The organism is Aeromonas sp. 2692-1 (genome assembly GCF_013085505.1).
GTDB classification, from domain to species: Bacteria; Pseudomonadota; Gammaproteobacteria; order Enterobacterales; family Aeromonadaceae; genus Aeromonas; species Aeromonas hydrophila.
This window is the reverse complement of the sequence record NZ_CP038513.1, coordinates 4,635,498-4,654,939: the sequence shown is the minus strand read 5'-3', so window position 1 is coordinate 4,654,939 and position 19,442 is coordinate 4,635,498. Positions and strand designations below refer to the sequence as shown.

18 protein-coding genes and 1 pseudogene are annotated in these 19,442 nt (G+C 55.8%); all 19 read left to right on the top strand.

The window, feature by feature from the left end:
- Positions 1-10: 10 nt before the first annotated feature.
- The 19 genes and pseudogenes from E5E97_RS21685 (at position 11) to E5E97_RS21595 (ending at position 19,238) form a co-directional block, all read left to right on the top strand.
- Positions 11-2,212, top strand: a pseudogene (locus tag E5E97_RS21685) (type IV pilus secretin PilQ).
- 191 nt (positions 2,213-2,403) lie between these two features.
- On the top strand, positions 2,404-2,922 hold the full coding sequence (aroK, locus tag E5E97_RS21680; protein ID WP_005298388.1) for a shikimate kinase AroK: 519 nt from the start codon (positions 2,404-2,406) through the stop codon (positions 2,920-2,922).
- A gap of 14 nt (positions 2,923-2,936) precedes the next feature.
- Complete coding sequence (gene aroB, locus E5E97_RS21675; RefSeq protein WP_171281066.1) at positions 2,937-4,019, top strand: 3-dehydroquinate synthase; 1,083 nt, start codon at positions 2,937-2,939, stop codon at positions 4,017-4,019.
- On the top strand, positions 4,009-5,616 hold the full coding sequence (locus E5E97_RS21670) for an SPOR domain-containing protein (protein WP_171281065.1): 1,608 nt from the start codon (positions 4,009-4,011) through the stop codon (positions 5,614-5,616). The genes aroB and E5E97_RS21670 overlap by 11 nt, the downstream gene beginning before the upstream one ends.
- 70 nt (positions 5,617-5,686) lie before the next feature.
- Entirely contained in the window at positions 5,687-6,559 is an 873-nt protein-coding gene (locus E5E97_RS21665) for a Dam family site-specific DNA-(adenine-N6)-methyltransferase (protein WP_011706963.1), read from the top strand.
- A complete protein-coding gene (locus tag E5E97_RS21660; RefSeq protein WP_171281064.1) occupies positions 6,552-6,950 on the top strand; it encodes a hypothetical protein in 399 nt (132 codons plus the stop codon). Before E5E97_RS21665 ends, E5E97_RS21660 begins: the two co-directional genes overlap by 8 nt.
- Positions 6,951-7,069: 119 nt before the next feature.
- A complete protein-coding gene (gene rpe, locus E5E97_RS21655) occupies positions 7,070-7,744 on the top strand; it encodes a ribulose-phosphate 3-epimerase (protein WP_016351625.1) in 675 nt (224 codons plus the stop codon).
- Positions 7,731-8,399 (top strand): phosphoglycolate phosphatase, encoded by a 669-nt coding sequence (locus tag E5E97_RS21650; RefSeq protein WP_045789226.1) that lies wholly within the window; start codon positions 7,731-7,733, stop codon positions 8,397-8,399. Before rpe ends, E5E97_RS21650 begins: the two co-directional genes overlap by 14 nt.
- A 39-nt stretch (positions 8,400-8,438) precedes the next feature.
- Complete coding sequence (gene trpS, locus E5E97_RS21645; protein WP_005298400.1) at positions 8,439-9,443, top strand: tryptophan--tRNA ligase; 1,005 nt, start codon at positions 8,439-8,441, stop codon at positions 9,441-9,443.
- Positions 9,444-9,566: 123 nt separating this feature from the next.
- Positions 9,567-9,782: a hypothetical protein gene (locus E5E97_RS21640; RefSeq protein ID WP_011706959.1), complete on the top strand. Its 216-nt coding sequence runs from the start codon at positions 9,567-9,569 to the stop codon at positions 9,780-9,782.
- A gap of 20 nt (positions 9,783-9,802) precedes the next feature.
- Positions 9,803-10,384 (top strand): aminodeoxychorismate synthase component II, encoded by a 582-nt coding sequence (locus E5E97_RS21635; protein ID WP_171281063.1) that lies wholly within the window; start codon positions 9,803-9,805, stop codon positions 10,382-10,384.
- A gap of 277 nt (positions 10,385-10,661) precedes the next feature.
- A complete protein-coding gene (locus E5E97_RS21630) occupies positions 10,662-11,879 on the top strand; it encodes an aspartate aminotransferase family protein (protein WP_011706957.1) in 1,218 nt (405 codons plus the stop codon).
- Positions 11,880-11,954: 75 nt separating this feature from the next.
- Positions 11,955-12,974 (top strand): arginine N-succinyltransferase, encoded by a 1,020-nt coding sequence (gene astA / locus E5E97_RS21625; RefSeq protein ID WP_011706956.1) that lies wholly within the window; start codon positions 11,955-11,957, stop codon positions 12,972-12,974.
- A gap of 70 nt (positions 12,975-13,044) precedes the next feature.
- Positions 13,045-14,514, top strand: a complete 1,470-nt coding sequence (gene astD / locus E5E97_RS21620; protein ID WP_171281062.1) for a succinylglutamate-semialdehyde dehydrogenase — start codon at positions 13,045-13,047, stop codon at positions 14,512-14,514.
- Between the two features lie 109 nt (positions 14,515-14,623).
- A complete protein-coding gene (locus tag E5E97_RS21615; protein WP_011706954.1) occupies positions 14,624-15,421 on the top strand; it encodes a DUF1338 domain-containing protein in 798 nt (265 codons plus the stop codon).
- A gap of 230 nt (positions 15,422-15,651) precedes the next feature.
- A complete protein-coding gene (locus E5E97_RS21610; RefSeq protein ID WP_171281061.1) occupies positions 15,652-16,074 on the top strand; it encodes an ABC transporter ATP-binding protein in 423 nt (140 codons plus the stop codon).
- A 231-nt stretch (positions 16,075-16,305) separates the two neighbouring features.
- Positions 16,306-17,172, top strand: coding sequence for a hypothetical protein (locus tag E5E97_RS21605; protein ID WP_171281060.1), 867 nt, complete (start codon positions 16,306-16,308; stop codon positions 17,170-17,172).
- A 547-nt stretch (positions 17,173-17,719) separates the two neighbouring features.
- Positions 17,720-18,379 carry a hypothetical protein gene (locus E5E97_RS21600; protein WP_171281059.1) on the top strand — a complete coding sequence of 220 codons (660 nt, stop codon included), beginning with the start codon at positions 17,720-17,722 and terminating at the stop codon, positions 18,377-18,379.
- Between the two features lie 613 nt (positions 18,380-18,992).
- Entirely contained in the window at positions 18,993-19,238 is a 246-nt protein-coding gene (locus E5E97_RS21595; RefSeq protein WP_139737944.1) for a hypothetical protein, read from the top strand.
- Positions 19,239-19,442: the final 204 nt, after the last annotated feature.

Below are 19,442 nucleotides of genomic sequence, written 5' to 3'. Positions count from 1 at the left end.
GGATGATGCGATGAAAACAACAATAGGTATGGTAGCCCGAGTTACCCTGCTGTTTTGCGCCGGAGCATGGAGCCAGGCCTGGGCCGTGGCAACCCTGCAGGAGGTCAAGGTCAATCCGCTGATGGCGGACCAGCTGTTGCTGGAGTTGAGTTTCAGTGAACCGGTCAGCGGATTTACCGATCGTCTCTCCTATGAACCCAACCAACTGCTGCTGCATGTGCCGGGGGCGGTGGGTGCGCTCAACGTGAACCCGTTGCCCATCAAGCAGCAAGGGGTGGACAACCTCAAGGTTGAGGGCAAGGGAGCAGGTCTCGATATCAAGATCGCCCTCGATCAACTGACCCCCTATCAGGTGCATCAGCAGGGCAACAAGTTGTTGGTGGCACTGGGAGAAAAAGCAGCCATGCCGCTGCCAGCCACCACAGCATCCTCCGGGCTGGTGGCCCCCCAGCCGACCTCGTCTGCACTTATCAATACCCAGCCGGCAGCCTCGTCCGCCCTGATCAACAGTCAGCTGCTTGCTCGCCAGAGCGCTCCAGTGGCAGCGCCCGTGGCCAGCAAGCCTGTCTTGCCATCACCACAGACGGCGGCCAGCGGTGCCTACTTCAATTCCGTGAAGGGGGTCGACTTCAGGCGTGGCAAGGACGGGCAGGGAGAATTTCTGGTGACGCTGGACAACAGCTCCGCCGCCGTTGACGTCAGCAGCCGTGGTCAGACGGTGCTTGCCAAGTTTCACGGTACCCGGGTACCGGACGATTTGCTTAATCTGATCAACGTGTAGGATTTTGCGACCCCTGTCTCTCAGGTTGAGGTGTTCCGCCAGGGTAACGACACCCTGTTCGAACTCTCGGTCAACGGCCAGTTTGACTACCGTTATGATCAGGCGGACAAGATGTTCATCGTCGAGGTGAAAAAGCGCACCGCGGCGACTGCCGGCAAGCAGTATCAGGGCAAACCCATCTCTCTCAACTTCCAGGATATCCCGGTGAGAACCGTGCTGCAGCTCATCGCGGATTTCAACAACCTCAATCTGGTGACCACGGATTCGGTGTCGGGCAACATCACCCTGCGGCTGGACGGGGTGCCCTGGGAGCAGGCACTCGACATCATCTTGAAGGTGCGGGGGCTCGACAAGCGGCTGGACAACAACATCCTGCTGGTCGCGCCGGCCGAAGAGATTGCCGCCCGCGAGAAACAGCAGCTGGAGAGCCGCAACCAGGTCGCCGATCTGGCCCCGCTTTATACCGAGTATCTGCAGATCAACTATGCCAAGGCATCCGAAGTGGCGGCGCTGCTCTCGTCCGAGAGCACCAAGCTGCTCTCTTCCAAGGGGGCGGTGAGCGTCGATGAGCGGACCAACGTGCTGGTGGTCAAGGACACTGCCGACGTCATCAGCAACATCAAGCGGATGCTGGATATCCTGGATATTCCGGTCAAGCAGGTGGTGATCGAGGCGCGCATGGTGACCATTGATGACGGTTTTGACGAGGCGCTCGGGGTGCGTTGGGGGGTAACCAAGAATGACGGTCACGGCAACAGTACCTCGGGCACCATCGAGGGCAATGACGGTTCCGGCAACAACAATGGCGGCTCGACCATCACCCGACCAGGGGTTGACGATCGGCTGAACGTCAATCTGCCGGTGACCAATGCGGCCGGTACCCTGGCCTTCCAGGTGGCGCGGCTGGCGGATGGTACCTTGCTGGATCTCGAGCTGTCGGCATTGGAGAAAGAGAGCAAAGCCGAGATCATCGCCAGTCCCCGGGTCACCACGGCCAACCAGAAACCGGCGCTGATCGAGCAGGGTACCGAGATCCCCTATGTGGAGTCCTCTTCCAGCGGGGCAACCTCGGTCACCTTCAAGAAGGCGGTGCTGAGCCTCAAAGTGACGCCGCAGATCACCCCCGACAACAGGGTGATCCTGGATTTGACCGTGACCCAGGATACCAAGGGTGAAACCGTGCCGACCGGTACCGGTGATGCCGTCTCCATCAACGCCCAGTCCATCACCACCCAGGTGCTGGTCAACAATGGCGAGACCCTGGTGCTTGGTGGCATCTATCAACAGACCATTAAGAGCGACGTCAGCAAGGTGCCCCTGCTGGGCGATATCCCGGGTCTGGGGGTGTTGTTTCGCAAGACAACCAGCGAGAACAAAAAGCGTGAGCTGCTGATTTTCGTGACGCCGAAGATAGTCACCGACGCCTTCTGAAGACTTTACATGTGAAGGTAAAACACATATAACCTTACGCCCCAATGAGGCTGGGGCGTAAGGGCTGCGGTTGCCAGTCCTGATTTCTATTGAGATAATCCCCCTTCTGATCCATCGCAAGATAAGGTTCATAGGTACCCCGGTCGAGAGTTTGTCGGGGTCGTACAGTTTGTAATTACTAACGAAAAGACATGGCTGAGAAACGCAATATTTTCCTGATAGGTCCCATGGGTGCGGGCAAGAGCACCATAGGTAGACATCTGGCAGAACAACTGCATATGGAGTTTTTCGACTCAGATCATGAGATTGAGCGCCGCAGTGGTGCCGATATCGGCTGGGTGTTCGATGTTGAAGGCGAAGAGGGTTTCCGGATCCGCGAAGAGAAGGTCATCGGTGACCTTTCCGAACAGCAGGGTATCGTGCTGGCGACGGGTGGCGGTGCCATCAAAAGCCGTGAAACACGCAACAAGCTCTCTGCTCGCGGCATCGTGGTGTACCTCGAAACCACCATTGAGAAGCAACTGGCTCGTACGCAAAGAGACAAGCGTCGCCCCTTGCTGCAAACCGAAGAGCCGCCGCGCGAAGTACTCGAGCGTCTGGCACAAGAACGCAACGCCCTGTATGAAGAAGTGGCTGACTTTGTCATCCAGACTGATGACCAGAGCGCTAAAGTTGTTGCCAATCAAATCGTTAAGTTGATCGGCATGTAATATAGAGGACGTCCATGGAAAGGTTGAAGGTCGAACTGGGTGAACGCAGCTATCCCATCGAGATAGCCGCAGGTCTGTTGCAGCACGCAGAGGTGCTGACGCAAACCATCAAGGGTAAGCGGGTCATGATTGTGACCAACACAGTGGTTGCGCCCTTGTATCTTGAGCGGATTGTCCAGTTGCTGTCGGGCTATCAGGTTGAACACCTGATCCTGCCTGATGGCGAGGCCTACAAGACCCTGGCTACCTTTGAGCGGATCATGTCCGCTCTGCTGGAAACCAACCATGGTCGTGATACCACTCTGATTGCCCTGGGTGGCGGTGTGATAGGGGACGTTGTCGGCTTCGCTGCTGCAAGCTATCAACGTGGCATTCCGTTCATTCAAGTGCCTACCACACTGCTCTCCCAGGTTGATTCCTCCGTTGGTGGCAAGACTGCCGTCAACCACCCCCTCGGCAAGAACATGATCGGGGCCTTCTATCAGCCCAGGCACGTCGTGATCGATACCGAGTGCCTCCAGACCCTGCCTGCCCGCGAATTTGCCGCCGGCATGGCCGAGGTGATCAAATACGGCATCATCTGGGATGTCGAATTCTTCTGCTGGCTCGAAGCCAACATGTCCCGTCTGCAGGCGCAGGAGCCGGCTGCGCTGGCCTATGCCATCCGCCGCTGCTGCGAGATCAAGGCCGATGTGGTTGGCCAGGACGAGACCGAACACGGTGTGCGTGCCCTGCTTAATCTGGGCCACACCTTTGGCCATGCCATTGAAGCCGAGAAGGGCTATGGCAACTGGCTGCACGGCGAAGCCGTGGCGGCAGGCACCATGCTGGCCGCCAATACCGCCCTGGCCCGTGGGGACGTGACCGAGCAACAGGTAGACCGTATCCGGGCCTTGCTGCTGGCAGCCAATCTGCCGGTGACGGCGCCGCCAGAGATGGATTTTTCGGCCTTCATTCGCCACATGCGCCGCGACAAGAAGGTGCTGGAAGGCAAATTGCGTCTGGTACTGCCGGTCGGCATTGGTCATGCCCAGGTGGTGGCCGATGTCTCCGATGCTGAACTGCTGGCGGTGATCGAGTCTGGTCGTGACGAATAAACTGCTGAAATTTCCCTCCCAGCGGCAGCTGGTTGACCGGCTGCTGCATCTGATTGAATTCAATCATCCTTTTATCTTTCTCTCCGGCAAACCCGGCAGTGGTCGCGGCACGCTGTGCGAATCCCTGCTGGGAGCGCTGCCGGAAAAAGTGCGGGTCGTCAGCCTGATCGGCAGCCCCGCCATGAAGATGGTGGACGTGCGCCAGCTGCTGCTGCCCCAGGTGGTGGCCCGGCCGTTGTTCAACCCGCAGGATGCGCTGGCAGACAGCTTTTTCCGCATGCTGGAAGGCAAACCCGCCACCCTGTTGCTGCTGATCGAGCGGGCCGATGAGCTGCCTGCCGAGCTGGTCGGCGAGTTGTGGAGCCTGTGTCGTCACAACGATACTCTGAAGATCCCCCATCAGTTGGCCATCGTGCTCTCCGGCAGTGACGTCTGGTGTCGCAATCAGAAGGCGCAGCTGAAAGGGCGGTCGATGCCCGCGCTGGAGCTGGAAGTCGCGCCGCTTGGCGCGCCCGAACAACGCATCTTCTTGTATGAGAAGGCCAAAGAGCTCAAGATCCCGACAGCCCTCTTGCCCAAGCCGAAAGTGGAAGAGATCCTGAAAGTGGCAAATGGACATCCGTCCACCATCATGCAGTTACTGGAGGATATCATGACCGACAGAAGGCCCAAGAAACGTCAGGCCGAGTTGCCCGTCAAGAAGATTGCGACCCTGCTGGCCCTGTTGGCCGGCGGTCTGCTGGCGCTGAGTTATCTGCTGCCCGCCCTGTTTGGCGGCGACAGCAAGAGTACCGCCCCCGAGCCCACCCAAACCACGGCATTGCCCATCCCCGTCTCGGGTGGCGATCCGCTGACCATCGGCGGCAGCAATACCAGCCAGAACGGTAGCCAGAGTACGGCCAGTGATGGTGCCGCCAGCAATCCCGGCGGTGTGGTCCGCGACTGGCAGCCGGATGCCAAGGTATTGCCCAAGGCGGTGGAGAGCGACACCGTGACCACCGAATCGACCAACTACGAAGGACGCCGGGTGGTGATCTCCGACGAGGTGGTCGAGAAGCTGATGAAGCAGCCCAACGTCAGCGGCGCCCTGCCGACTGCGGTGGTGGATGAGCTGACCGGCGCCGATTCGCAAGCGGCGGCCACTCAGGGGACCTCTGCCGAGCAGGCTGTTACACCCAATGCCACTGCTCAGACTGCCCAGCCGGCAAACACCGCCAAGGCCCAACCCACGCCAGCGGCCAGCAAGCCGGTGGCCAAGCCAGTCGCGGTTGAACCGGTGGCGGCACCAGCTCCCAAGGTGGCGCTGACCCCCGCTGCCACTCTGAACAAGAAGCCAAGAAACCACTACAGCATCCAGCTGATGGGCGCGAGCAACACCAAGGCGGTGGACAAGTTCGTGGCCGAAAATGGTCTGGCTGGCAAGATCTGGGTCTATCAGACCAAGTTCCGCGGCAGCCCCTGGTACGTGGTGCTGCAGGGGGACTACGCCAGCAGCAACCAGGCCAAGGCCGCCATTCGCAAGCTGTCGCCCGCCTTGCTGAAGGGTCAACCCTGGCCCAAGTCGTTTGCGCAGGTACAAAAAGAGTTGAAGCAATAGCCATTTTGGCCGGGAAGGGGGTAGAATCGTCCCCCTTTTTTGGTCGATGCCTTCTTAACACCGGATTTCCATGAAAAAAACACGCGCTTTTTTAAAATGGGCCGGGGGAAAATACTCCCTGGTTGAAGAGATTGCCGAGCGTTTGCCGGCCGGGCGTGTGTTGCTGGAGCCCTTCGTCGGGGCCGGGTCCGTGTTTCTCAACACCGACTACGACGCCTATGTGCTCAACGACATCAATCCGGATCTGATCGGTCTTTACAATCATCTCAAGTTGACGCCGGATCGGTTCATCGCTGAGTCGCGCAAGCTGTTCGTGACCGAGCACAACCACAAGGCGGCCTACTACCGGCTGCGTACCCAGTTCAACCAGACCGACACCAGCTTCGAGCGCGCCCTGCTGTTCCTGTTTCTGAATCGACATGGTTTCAACGGCCTGTGCCGGTACAACAAGAAGGGGGGCTTCAACGTCCCGTTCGGTTCTTACAAGAAGCCCTATTTCCCGGAAAAAGAGCTGTGGGCCTTCGCCGAGAAGGCGCAGAAGGCGACCTTCATCTGTGAAAGCTATGCCGATGCCATCCAGCGTGCGGAAGAGGATTGGGTGATCTATTGCGATCCCCCCTATGCTCCGCTTTCCACTACCGCGAGCTTCACCACCTATTCGGCTGGTGGTTTCACCCTGGACGATCAGGCCGTGCTGGCCAGGCTGGCCCGCCACACCGCGGCGCGCAAAGGGGTGCCCGTGCTCATCAGCAACCACGACATCGAGCTGACCCGCGAGCTCTATCGCGGCGCCCGCCTCGACGAAATCCTGGTCAAGCGCACCATCAGCCGCAACGGCGGCACCCGCAACAAGGTGGCCGAGTTGCTGGCGCTCTATCCGCCCGGCATCGAGCCGGAGCAGGGCTACTACCCGAGCGACGCCGAACTGGCGCCACTTGGCTGACACAGACGGCACCTCGGGGTGCCGTTTTTTATATCTGCTGCGGCCAATGGTGGCGTTCGCTTTTTCCGTACCGCGTGTGGGCCGTTTTCAGTGCCTGTGTGCGGTGATGATGGCGTCCGCTTTTTCCGTACCATGTGCGGGTCGTTTTCAGCATCCGTTTGTGGTGATGATGGTGTTCGCTTTTTCCGTACCGTGTGCGAGTCGTTTTCAGCATCCGTTTGCGGTGATGAAGGTGTTCGCTTTTTCCGTACTGCGTGTGGGGCGTTTTCAGTGTCTGTTTGCGGTGATGGTGGTGTTCGCTTTTTCCGTACCGTGTGCGGGTCGTTTTCAGCGTCCGTTTGCGGTGATGATGGTGTTCGCTTTTTCCGTACCGTGTGCGGGCCGTTTTTAGTGCCTGTTTGCGGTGATGATGGCGTTCGCTTTTTCCGTACCGTGTGCGGGTCGTTTTCAGCGTCCGTTTGCGGTAAAATTGCGCCGCTTTTTCTGCCACGCTGCCAATGGATGACGCTGATGAAAGACTTTCTGATTGCCCCCTCGATCCTCTCCGCCGACTTTGCCCGTCTGGGGGACGATGTCGCCAAGGTGCTGGCCGCCGGTGCCGACGTGGTCCATTTCGACGTGATGGACAACCATTATGTGCCCAACCTGACCATAGGCCCCATGGTCTGCCAGGCCCTGCGTGACTACGGTATCGAAGCCCCCATCGACGTGCACCTGATGGTCAAGCCGGTGGATCGCATCATTCCCGACTTTGCCAAGGCGGGTGCTTCCCTCATCACCTTCCACCCGGAAGCGTCCGACCACGTCGACCGCTCCCTGGGCCTCATCAAGGAGCAGGGCTGCCAGGCCGGCCTGGTACTGAACCCGGCCACGCCGCTCACCTGCCTGGAGTACGTGATGGACAAGCTGGATGTGATCCTGCTGATGTCGGTCAACCCGGGCTTTGGTGGCCAAAGCTTTATTCCAGGCACCCTCGACAAGCTGCGCCAGGTGCGTCGCCTCATCGACGAGAGCGGCCGCGACATTCGCCTCGAGATCGACGGTGGGGTCAAGGTCGACAACATTCGTGAAATTGCCCAGGCTGGCGCCGACATGTTCGTGGCCGGCTCGGCCATCTTCAGTCGTCCGGACTACAAGGCGGTGATCGACGAGATGCGGGCGGAGCTCTCTCATGTCAAACGCTGAACGTGATTTTGACTTGGTGCTGTTCGATCTGGACGGCACCCTGATCGACAGCGCCCCGCAACTGGCGCTGGCGGTCAACCGTACGCTGACCGAACTCGGGCTGACCGAGGCCGACGAGGCCGTGGTGCGGACCTGGGTCGGCAACGGTGCCGACAAGCTGATCCAGCGCGCGCTGGACTATCGCGCAGCGCCCGAGCTGTTTGCCAGCGCCCGTCCGCTGTTTGACCGTCACTATCAGGCTTGCCTGCTGGAAGGGCTGGCCATGTATGACGGGGTCGAGCAGAGCCTGCGCCGCCTGCAGGCGCTGGGTTACCAGCAGGGGATCGTGACCAACAAGCCGAGTCACTTTGTGCAGCCGATCCTCGATGCCCTCGGCATCGGCGACTGTTTCGCACTCTGGCTGGGGGGCAACTGCGTGCCCGTCAAGAAACCGAGCCCGGAGCCGCTGCTGCTGGCCTGCCACGAGCTGGGCGTCAGCCCGTCGCGCACCCTGATGGTGGGCGACTCCGAAAATGACGTGCTGGCTGCTCAGGCTGCCGGCATGAAGGTGGTGGGACTGACCTATGGCTACAACTACGGCCGTCCCATCGCAGATTCCCGCCCGGACTGGGTATGCGAACAGTTTGCCCAGCTCGACGCGCTGCTGGCCGAATAAGCTGGCCAGGCAGGCCGAATAACAAGGATCAACACTCTGATGACTAAACCTATCGTATTGAGCGGGGCCCAACCATCGGGCCAGCTGACCATCGGCAACTACATGGGGGCCCTGCGTCAGTGGGTCAACATGCAGGATGACTTCGACTGCCTCTACTGCATCGTCGATCTGCACGCCATCACCACCCGCCAGGATCCGGCCGCCCTGCGCAAGGCCTGTCTGGACGCCGCCGCCCTCTATCTGGCGGTCGGCATCGACCCGGCCAAGAGCACCGTCTTCATCCAGTCCCACGTGCCGCAGCACGCCGAGCTTGGCTGGATCCTGAACTGCTACACCCAGATGGGCGAGCTGTCGCGTATGACCCAGTTCAAGGACAAATCCGCCCGTTTCGAGAACAACGTCAACGTCGGCCTGTTCGGTTATCCGGTGCTGATGGCTGCCGACATCCTGCTCTATCAGGCCAATCAGGTGCCGGTGGGCAACGATCAGAAGCAGCATCTGGAGCTGACCCGCGACATCTGCACCCGCTTCAACAACCTCTACGGCGAGGTGTTCACCCTGCCGGAGCCCTTCATTCCGACCGAAGGCGCCCGGGTGATGAGCCTGCAGGATCCGACCAAGAAGATGTCCAAGTCGGATGACAACGAGGCCAACTTCATCGGCCTGCTGGAAGATCCCAAGCAGATCGTCAAGAAGATCAAGCGCGCGGTGACCGACTCCGACGAGCCGGCGGTGGTGCGTTTCGATCCGGAAAACAAGCCGGGGGTCTCCAACCTGCTGACCCTGATGTCCGGGGTGACCGGTCGCTCCATCCCCGAGCTGGAACAGCATTTCGAAGGCAAGATGTACGGTCACCTCAAGACCGAAACCGCCGAGGCCGTGGTTGCCCTGCTGGAGCCGATTCAGGCCCGCTTCCACGAGCTGCGTCAGGATGAGGCTCATCTGCAGGCCATTTTGGCGGCCGGTGCACAAAAGGCGCGGGAAAGGGCTGAAAAAACCCTGGCCAGCGTATATGATGTAGTCGGCTTCGTTCCTCGAGCCTGACATACTGGGAAGGTGTAGTTGAAGAGAGCTGGGTATTTGCCTGGCTTTCTTTGTTTTACCCGACCTGCTATTCGTTATTTCATCTTCCAATTTCAAACGCGGGCGTCTGCCCCAAGAGTTAGCATGTCTGTCGAATCAAATACCACGATTGAAGAGTTGGGTGACAAGGGTCACTGGCTGCGCAAGTTTCGCAAGGCCAAAAACCTCAATACCCTGCAACTGATGGTCTCCAATGCCATCGACAAGCACCACAAAACCCCTGCCATCGCCGCCGCCATCTACCTGGCCGAGTGCCAGCGCGAGCGTGAAATGGAACAGGGTCGCTATCTGGATCGTTAATTCTCTGCCCTGGTTGACCCATGCTGTTGTTGATCGATAACTACGACTCCTTTACCTGGAATCTGGTGCAATATTTTGGCGCCCTGGGACAGGAGGTAGTGGTGAAGCGCAATGACGAGCTGACGCTGGACGCCATTGCCCGGCTCTCTCCCCGTTATCTGGTGATCTCTCCCGGTCCCTGCACCCCCAATGAGGCGGGTATTTCGTTGGCGGCCATCTCCCGTTTTGCCGGCCAGCTCCCCATTCTCGGCGTCTGCCTCGGTCACCAGTCGCTGGCGCAGGCCTTCGGTGCCAGTGTGGTGCGCGCCCGTCAGGTGATGCACGGCAAGACCTCGCTCATTCGCCATCGCGGCGAGGGGGTATTCAAGGGGCTCAACGATCCGCTGCGGGTCACTCGTTATCATTCGCTCATCGTGGAGCGCGACACCTTGCCCGATTGCCTCGAGATCACCGCCTGGAGCGAACATGCCGATGGCAGCCAGGACGAGATCATGGGCCTGCGCCATAAGCAGTTGAATATAGAGGGTGTTCAGTTCCATCCGGAGAGCATTCTGAGCGAGCAGGGTCATCAGTTGCTGGCCAATTTTTTGGCTAATCCCTGAATAGTTGTGATCGGCCTCCCAGAATTGAAAGGAGGCCAAAAATATTTTCCCTGACACTTTATTCACCTCCCTCCCTGTCCAAATTATCTCTTGCCAACACCCCCTGAGCCGTTATGCAATGCGGTTGCCTAAAATCTCACGGGCAGTCGAACATTGTTCCCTGTAACGCGCTTTGTTGCAGACTTTTAGCTTTTTTTCTGTGACAATGCCGATGTGTTTACATGGATTTAACTTTTGGGCGGTGGATTATTCTGTCGCCAGATCGAAGGAGAGCAATATGTCAGAGTTGTTGGCAGTGACACGTGAAGTGTTTGATGAAGTGATGGTTCCCAACTATGCGCCCGCCAAGATCATCCCGGTGCGTGGTGAAGGGTCACGTGTCTGGGATCAGGAAGGCCGTGAGTATGTGGATTTCGCCGGCGGGATCGCCGTCAATGGCCTGGGCCATTGCCATCCCAAGCTGGTCGAGGCCCTGAAAACCCAGGGCGAGAAGCTGTGGCACCTCTCCAACGTGATGACCAACGAGCCTGCCCTGCGCCTGGCCAAGAAGCTGGTCGCCGCTACCTTCGCCGACAAGGTTTATTTCTGCAACTCCGGTGCCGAAGCCAACGAAGCCGCCCTCAAGCTGGCCCGTCGCTACGCCATCGAGAAGTTCGGTGCCCACAAGACCCAGATCATCGCCTTCCACCAGGGCTTCCACGGTCGTACCTTCTTTACCGTCAGCGTCGGCGGCCAGGCTGCCTACTCCGATGGTTTCGGTCCCAAGCCCGCAGACATCACCCACGTGGCCTACAACGATCTGGCGGAGCTGGCTGCCGTCATCTCCGACAATACCTGCGCCGTGGTGATGGAGCCGCTGCAGGGCGAGGGCGGCATCATTCGTCCCACCGACGAGTTTGCCAAAGGAGTGCGCGAGCTGTGCGACAAGCACAACGCCCTGCTGATCTATGACGAAGTGCAATCCGGCGTCGGTCGTACCGGCGATCTGTTTGCCTACATGGGTCTGGGCGTCACGCCGGATATCCTCACCAGCGCCAAGGCACTGGGCGGCGGCTTCCCCATCGGTGCCATGCTGACCACCACCGACATCGCCTCCCACCTGAAAGTGGGCACTCACGGCTCCACCTACGGTGGCAACCCGCTGGCCTGCGCGGTGGCCGAGGCGGTGATCGACGTGGTCAACACCCCGGAAGTGCTCAATGGCATCAAGCAGCGCGAACAGCTGTTCCGCGAAGGGATCGAGGCCATCAATGCCAAGTACCACTGCTTCAGTGAAGTGCGCGGCAAGGGTCTGCTGCTGGGCGCCGTGCTTAACGACGACTACAAGGGCCGCTCGCGCGACTTCCTGCTGGCCTCCATCGACCAGGGTCTGATGGCGCTGGTCGCCGGCACCAACGTGGTGCGTTTTGCGCCGTCCCTGGTTATTCCGGAAGCGGACATCAAGGAAGGGCTGGTACGGTTCGAAAAAGCGGTTGCCCAGGTGGTTAACGCCTGATCCAAATTGAGGTGGGGAGCCCTCCCGGCAGGAGCCGGGACCCCACCTGTCGTCAATGAAAGGGAGTTGTCATTTATGTTGGTTATCCGTCCCATCGAGCAAAAAGATTTTGCCGGTCTCAAGACCTGTGCCATTGAATCCGGCACCGGCATGACCTCGTTGCCCGTCAACGATGAACTGCTGCAGCGCAAGATAGACGCTTCCACCCAGACCTTTTCGGACAAGCCTGCGGGCAAGGGTGACTGCCTCTATTTCTTCGTCGCCGAGGATCTGGAGACCGGCGAAATGGTCGGTACCTGCGCCATCGATGCGGCCGTGGGCCTGTCCCAGCCGTTCTACAACTATCACATCGGCAAGGTGGTGCACTCTTCCCCCAAGCTCGGCATCTACAACGTCGTGGAAACCCTCACCCTCTCCAACGACTACACCGGCAATTCCGAGCTCTGCACCCTGTTTCTGCGCGAATGCGCCCGCGAGGGGCTCAACGGCCGTCTGCTCTCCAAGCACCGCTTTCTGTTCATGGCCGAACACCCCGAGCTGTTTGACGAGACCGTCTTCGCCGAGATGCGTGGCGTCTCCGATGCCGATGGTCACAGCCCCTTTTACGAGTGGCTGCAAAAGCATTTCTTCTCGATGGATTTTCCCACCGTCGATTATCTCACCGGCATCGGCAAGAAGCGCTTCATCGCCGAGCTGATGCCCAAGTACCCCATCTATGTCAATCTGCTGAGCAACGAGGCGCGCGCCGTCATCGGTCAGACCCACGAGAAGACCCGCCCGGCCATCAAGATGCTGCAGGACGAAGGGTTCGTGAATCGCGGCTATGTCGACATCTTCGATGCTGGCCCCACCGTCGAGTGCGACGTGAAGAACATTCGCAGCGTGCGCCGCAGCCAGAAGCTGCGGGTGCTGGTGGGTGAGCCCATCGGCGGCAAGACCCATCTGGTCTGCAATACCCGCTACGAGCACTACCGCGCCTGCTACGGCAATATCCGGGTCGATCTGGACAAGCACGAAGCCATCATCCCGCCCAAGATGGCGGCCGCACTCAAGGTGCAGGATGGCGACATGGTGCGCGCCGTCGATCTCGATTGAGCCATATCAGCAGTAAAACCGCATATGAAACAGGCAGCCAAGGCTGCCTGCGAACCACAGGGAGTGAAGGATGAGCCAGTTAGTTCAGTTTATTGACGGTCAGTGGCTGGCCGGTGCAGGCAAGCCGTTCGAGTCAAAGGACCCGGCCAAGAATCAGGTGATCTGGCAAGGGGAGGCCGCCAGCGCCGCCCAGGTAGAGGCCGCCGTCAAGGCCGCCCGCCATGCCTTCTATCATTGGTCCGATCTGGCCCTCGGCGATCGTCTGGCCATCGTGCGCCGCTATGCCGACCTGCTCGGCGAGCACAAGGAGGCGCTGGCGCTGACCATCGCCCGCGAAACCGGCAAACCGCTGTGGGAGACCCGCACCGAAGTGGCCGCCATGCAGGGCAAGATCGCCATCTCCATCCGCGCCCATGACGAGCGTACCGGCACGGTGGAGAACCCCATGCCGGGCGCCAAGGCGTTCGTGCGCCACAAGCCCCACGGCGTCGTGGCCGTGTTTGGCCCCTACAACTTCCCGGGCCACCTGCCCAACGGCCATATCGTGCCGGCGCTGATCGCCGGCAATACCGTGGTGTTCAAGCCTTCCGAGCTGACCCCCATGGTGGCCGAGGCCATGCTGAAGATCTGGCAGGAGGCGGGGCTGCCCAAGGGCGTGCTCAACCTGGTGCAGGGCGAGGTCGACACCGGCAAGGCGCTGGCCGGCAATCCGGACATCGACGGTCTCTTCTTCACCGGTTCGTCCCGTACCGGCCACTTCCTGCACCAGCAGTTTGCCGGCCAGCCGGGCAAGATCCTGGCCCTGGAGATGGGTGGCAACAACCCGCTGATCGTGAAAGACGTGAGCGACATCGACGGCGCCGTCCATGCCATCGTGCAGTCCGCCTTCATCACCTCCGGCCAGCGCTGCACCTGCTCGCGCCGCCTGTTTGTCGAGCGCGGCGAGCGGGGTGATGCCCTGGTCAAGCGCCTGGTAGAGGTGGTTGGCCAGATCAAGGTCGGCCTCTATGACGCCGCCGAGCAGCCGTTCATGGGCGCCATGATAAGCGAGCGAGCAGCGCTCGGCATGGTCGAGGCCCAAGCCAACCTGCAGCGCCTCGGTGGCGAGAGCCTGCTCATCCTCACGCACCTGGACGCGGGCACCGGCTTCGTTTCCCCGGGCATCATAGACGTGACCGCGGTCAGCGCGCTGCCGGACGAAGAGTACTTCGGCCCGCTGCTGCAGCTCATTCGTTACGACGACTTTGATGCCGCCATCGATCAGGGCAACGCCACCAGCTTCGGCCTCTCGGCCGGCCTGCTCGGTGACAACGAGGCGGACTGGAACCACTTCTTCAAACGCATTCGCGCCGGCATCGTCAACTGGAACAAGCCCATCACCGGCGCCTCCAGTGCCGCGCCGTTCGGTGGCATCGGCGCCTCCGGCAACCACAGGGCGAGCGCCTACTACGCCGCCGACTACTGTGCGTACCCGGTGGCTTCCGTCGAAGACAGCAAGGCCGCCATGCCGGATCAGCTGTCTCCCGGCCTGACGTTCTAAGCAAGGCAAAGGCGGGCGCTCTCTGCGTTGGAGCCAGCGCCTGACCACGACAATAAAAGGGGCACTGAACTGGTGCCCTTGTCTGTACCCGCAATCAAAGGAAAGAGAGATGCAAAAGGATATCGACACCCTGTTCGGTCATTTGTGGGATAACTACATTCAAGTCACCCCGAGTGCCCACAAGGTTCATCAACTGCTGGGTGGCGGCGAGCCCATCGTCAACGACCACGTGGCGTTTCGCACCTATAACCTGCCCAAGCTGGGGTTGGAGAAGCTGGCCGCCCACTTCCTGGCGCTCGGCTACGAGCAGAAGGGCGAGTACGTGTTCAAGGCCAAGAAGCTCTACGCCAAGCACTTCGAGCATAAAGACCCGGATGCGCCCAAGGTGTTCATCAGCGAGTTGAAGGTGGAAGAGCTCTCCGACGCGGCCCAGGCCATCATCCACAAGCTGGCGGCTCAGGTGCCCGATCACCTGACCGACACCCAGGCCTTTCTCTATGCCGGTGCCCCCTGGCAGGTCTCCTGGGCCGATTACCAGACCCTGCTGGCGGAGAGCGAGTATGCGGCCTGGATGGCGGCCTGGGGTTATCGCGCCAACCACTTCACCGTCAACATCAACCGCCTGAAGGACTTTGACACCATCCAGCAAGTCAATGCCGCCCTCAAGGCCGCGGGCTTCGTGCTCAATGGCGTGGGTGGCGAGGTAAAAGGGGATCCGCAGGTGATGCTGGAGCAGTCGTCCACCATGGCCGACAAGGCGGACGTGGCCTTCACCGACGGCGTGCGCACCATCCCGAGCTGCTTCTACGAATTCGCCCTGCGCTACCCGCAGGCCGACGGCGTGCTCTACCCGGGCTTCGTCGAAGCCTCGGCCGACAAGATCTTCGAATCCACCAACGCCATGTAATGGCCGCCATGAAAACAACGCCCCGCCTGGGGCGTTTTTATTTTGGGTTAAATACGGTCAAATTATTGCTGTTGTGTGGTGCCCTGTCGGGCTAAGCGCTTGCCCAAAGGAACAAATAGAGGCATTTTGTATGCATTATTGAAAACGATATTCCATTAAACAGATGATGCCAAACTTAAATGCTGAACTGTGTCTATAGCCTATGACTGATTTTTAACTGAGGGTATTTTATGAGATTTTTAATCATCCCCTTTATGGGGGCAGGAAAAATCAAGTTTGGCATGACTCCTGAACAAGTGAGATTATTATTAGGGGGAGTGTTTAATTCTTTTAAAAGAACGGAGGATTCAGTGTTTCCATGTGATTACTTTGAGAATTTAGGCGTGTTCGCATATTACAACTCCTCCGGAGTTTTGGAGGCGATAGAGTTTACTGAACCAGCGGTTCCAGAGTTTGAAGAAATGGACTTGCTAAAAATTCATTTCAAGGATTTGATAAAGTATCTTTCAGATAAAGACAAAGGCCTAGAAGTAGAGTCTGAATCGCTAACATCCCATGTGTTGGGTATAGGTGCATACGCTCCTGATGCAGATGACAATACGTCATCATCTACTGAAAGTATTATTGTCTTTGAAAATGGCTATTATGATTGATTAGAGTCAATTGATATTTCGATAAGAATTTGTTTCCTGTGGCTATTAAGATGAGTGTAAAAGTTAGCCAGGCTGTAATCAATATGTTCATGTTACAGATTTTTACTTGGAGGATAGATGAAGAGTAGGCGAAGGAACATCGAATTAAGAACCATGAGTAGTATGCTTGCCCATTTCTCTAAAACGTATCAAACAACATTTCCCTCATTGGCATAAACAGGAACTAATTCCTTGGTAAATAATGAAAAATATTTCATCGATGAGGTTGAAAATGGAATGGGACGTTGCCTTGTGTTGACAGCTCCTTGGTCGGATAGTTTTAAATCAATAATCGATAAAGAAAACATTTCAGTACTCCGTTTAAGTCAATCCGCTGGCTGGAGTGGAAATGACATTTCATTTATTAGTGATTTGACGTGTCTTTCTGGTGTTGAAATTTATTCTTGGGGTGTCAAGGATATCACTCCATTAGAGTCTATCAGTAATCTTGAATATTTAGGGTTACAGTGTGAGTTTACGAAGGCCCCAGACTTTTCCAAGCTAAAAAAATTAAAAGTATTTAAGGCGTTGTGGAGGCCTAAAGCGAAGACGATTTTCTCTTGTGATGAATTGAATCTGCTAAATATTGTTAACTATCCGTCAGAAAACTTGACAGAGCTTAATAGGATGCCTTTATTAAGACGTCTACAACTAACCTCCAAAAAAATCAAATCATTGTCAGGAATAGAAGAACTTAGCTCGTTATCTATTCTAGATTTGGCCTATTGTCCCAGGTTAGAAGATCTTTCTGGCATAGATAAGTGTCAGCAGATAGAGATTGTAGAAATTGAAAACTGTAAAAGAGTTTATGATATAGCTATTCTGAGTGAGCTAAAAAACCTCAAAGAGATTGTATTAATTGACTGTGGGAAAGTTAAATCTTTGAGGCCACTTGCATACAGCCAATCATTGGAGAGTATCACCTTTATAGGGGACACAACCATTGAAGATGGAGATCTGACTTCCTTATTGGATATTCCAACGCTAAAGAAAATGTGGTTTGCTAATAAACGTCACTACACCCATACCCGAGAACAGGTGATGGAAGTGTTATCTTGAGTTATCAATCATGAATGATATTTATGCATTTTTTTAAGGGTGGCCTACAACCCGGCAGAAAAGTTATGTATGTCAAGATTGCTCACAATTTTATCTTGCCGATTATCTGCTGAGCATGTTGCCAGCACTCGAACTGGTATCAGATACCTTGTCAATGACGTTGTTCGGAAAATAAGAATAACCGTGATTATGCAAGGTGCCTTCGTATCAGCTTGCTGGGGAGGAGCTACTAGTGTTGCAGTCAAGGAAGAGAAACCAGCTGAGTTGAAAAGAAGTACACTGAGATGCGACTATGAGTACTTAAAATAAGTTTCTCTATCTGATTCAGGATACGGACACCGATAGTGAAAAGAAAGACATCAGCGGTCAGTGACTTAATGAAAGTAGTGCTTCCCATGGAGTCAATTCTCAACTTGAAGATGATGGCTCATCAACTGAATTTGGAGCAATATCCAGGGAAGGAAAAATCCACTTTGAAGAAGACATACGCCAACCCGGGTATGAACTGCCAGATCAAAAAGGCCAAACAATATAGGTTTGTATGAATATGAAACTGACAGAATTTAGTTTGTGGGCATTTAAACTTGAACTTGGTTTGGCACGAAAATTCACGCTGTTTAGCAGATGTGTTTGTGCCCATTTTGAGCGCCACTTTGTTCCTATAGAAACAGATGGTATTTATAGGGTTGTTGTAAAACTTTGTGGGCCAGATGAAAGAGTTGGTACCACTGAGTCAAGTAGTTCAGTGATTAAGTATTATAAGACGTTCGATTTTGACTATTTTGAGGGGTTGAATATAATCGCCAAGAAAAGGTTTCTTCTTGATGCACTATATAGCTCACTTATTTCATTGTGCGATATGGAAGGATGGCCGAAGAGCTCCTTTCATGAAGCGTACGAGAGAGTTATTCGAGAAAATTTCGTCAATATATATACCATTAAAAGTAAATTGAGTCGGAATAAAAACATGTCAGCTGAGTTGGTGGGAAGTCATGATGAAGAAATATTTAATTGCTTCATTGTGATAAAAGATAAGGATGGTAGAGCACTTATTAAGGAACATCTCTTCTCTGAAGAGCCGGATGAATTTATATTTAATGCTCGTATTGGTGATATTAGATGGGTTGACAAAACGACCGTTCGGTATCAATCAAAGGATAAAAAAGAATTAGGTCTGTTTGATGTTGGATATGTAACCTCCGATTAAATGACATTGCAAAGAGTTGCGATGATTGTGTAGATATAGTTATCAATGAAGTAGTTCACGAAAAGAAAGATCACTGTGATAATGGCAAGATGTCTCCATTCCCCATTGCTGGGAGCTGTAGTCGAGTTGGTTGGGTGTTGTTGAAAATCTGGTTGATGCCTGACTGTATAGCATTCAGCGTGATGTATGAGGCACTGCCCTTGAGTAGTATCGGCAGAGCTTCCCTCTCCTAGGGCTGGATTCAGGAGCCAAGATCCTTCATATTGGTTCCATCAACACCAAGGCTACCGAATCAACGGCCAGTGCTGTTAAAGTTACCACCAAGGCAGAGGAGGCTCTGGGGGTTGTAAGGGGGGAAGACAAAATTGGAACAATCTCCACTCGCACCACAAAAATACAACTCGATTAGGTGGTCAACCAGGTGAGCCTGGAGTTAAGATTACATACAAAGATGGCACTGAGTTCGATGTGACAATAACTCGTTAAAGAAACGGAAGTAAATTCCTACAAACCAGATCGTACGAGACCTAAACGGAATGAAGATGTTTTAGTACGAAAAGAGCCCCAACCCAGGAAGAACTAGGTTGGTTTAGGAGTGTTGACGGGTAAGGCTATGATTGATTCAAAAACAGGTGAGCGAATAGTTGTATTGATCAACGATGATTCAGGTCCATACATCAGAGTATCAACTTGGAATGATGCCGATGGGTTGGAGGATTTATTGTCAGGAAAATATGATGTCCTTTATGAAATGAAAACTCCTGAAGAATTTAAAGCTGACGGAGGAAAAGAGTATTATTTTGGCAATGCTGCTGATCCCGATAAGCTTCAAAGAATTCTTGATGATATTAACCTGTAGTTATTCAAGCCCATATCTTTGATATTTTAATATACAGCTTGCTGAATCACTCTTTCTCACACTTCACTGAAAACCCTGTTGTAAAGGGAATAGGTGGAAAAATACAAGTAATCCCTGATAGTGAATCTCATATCCATACAGGCAGAGTTTCCCTCTCCCAAGGCTGGATTCAGGAGCCAAGATCCTTCATATTGGCTCCATCAA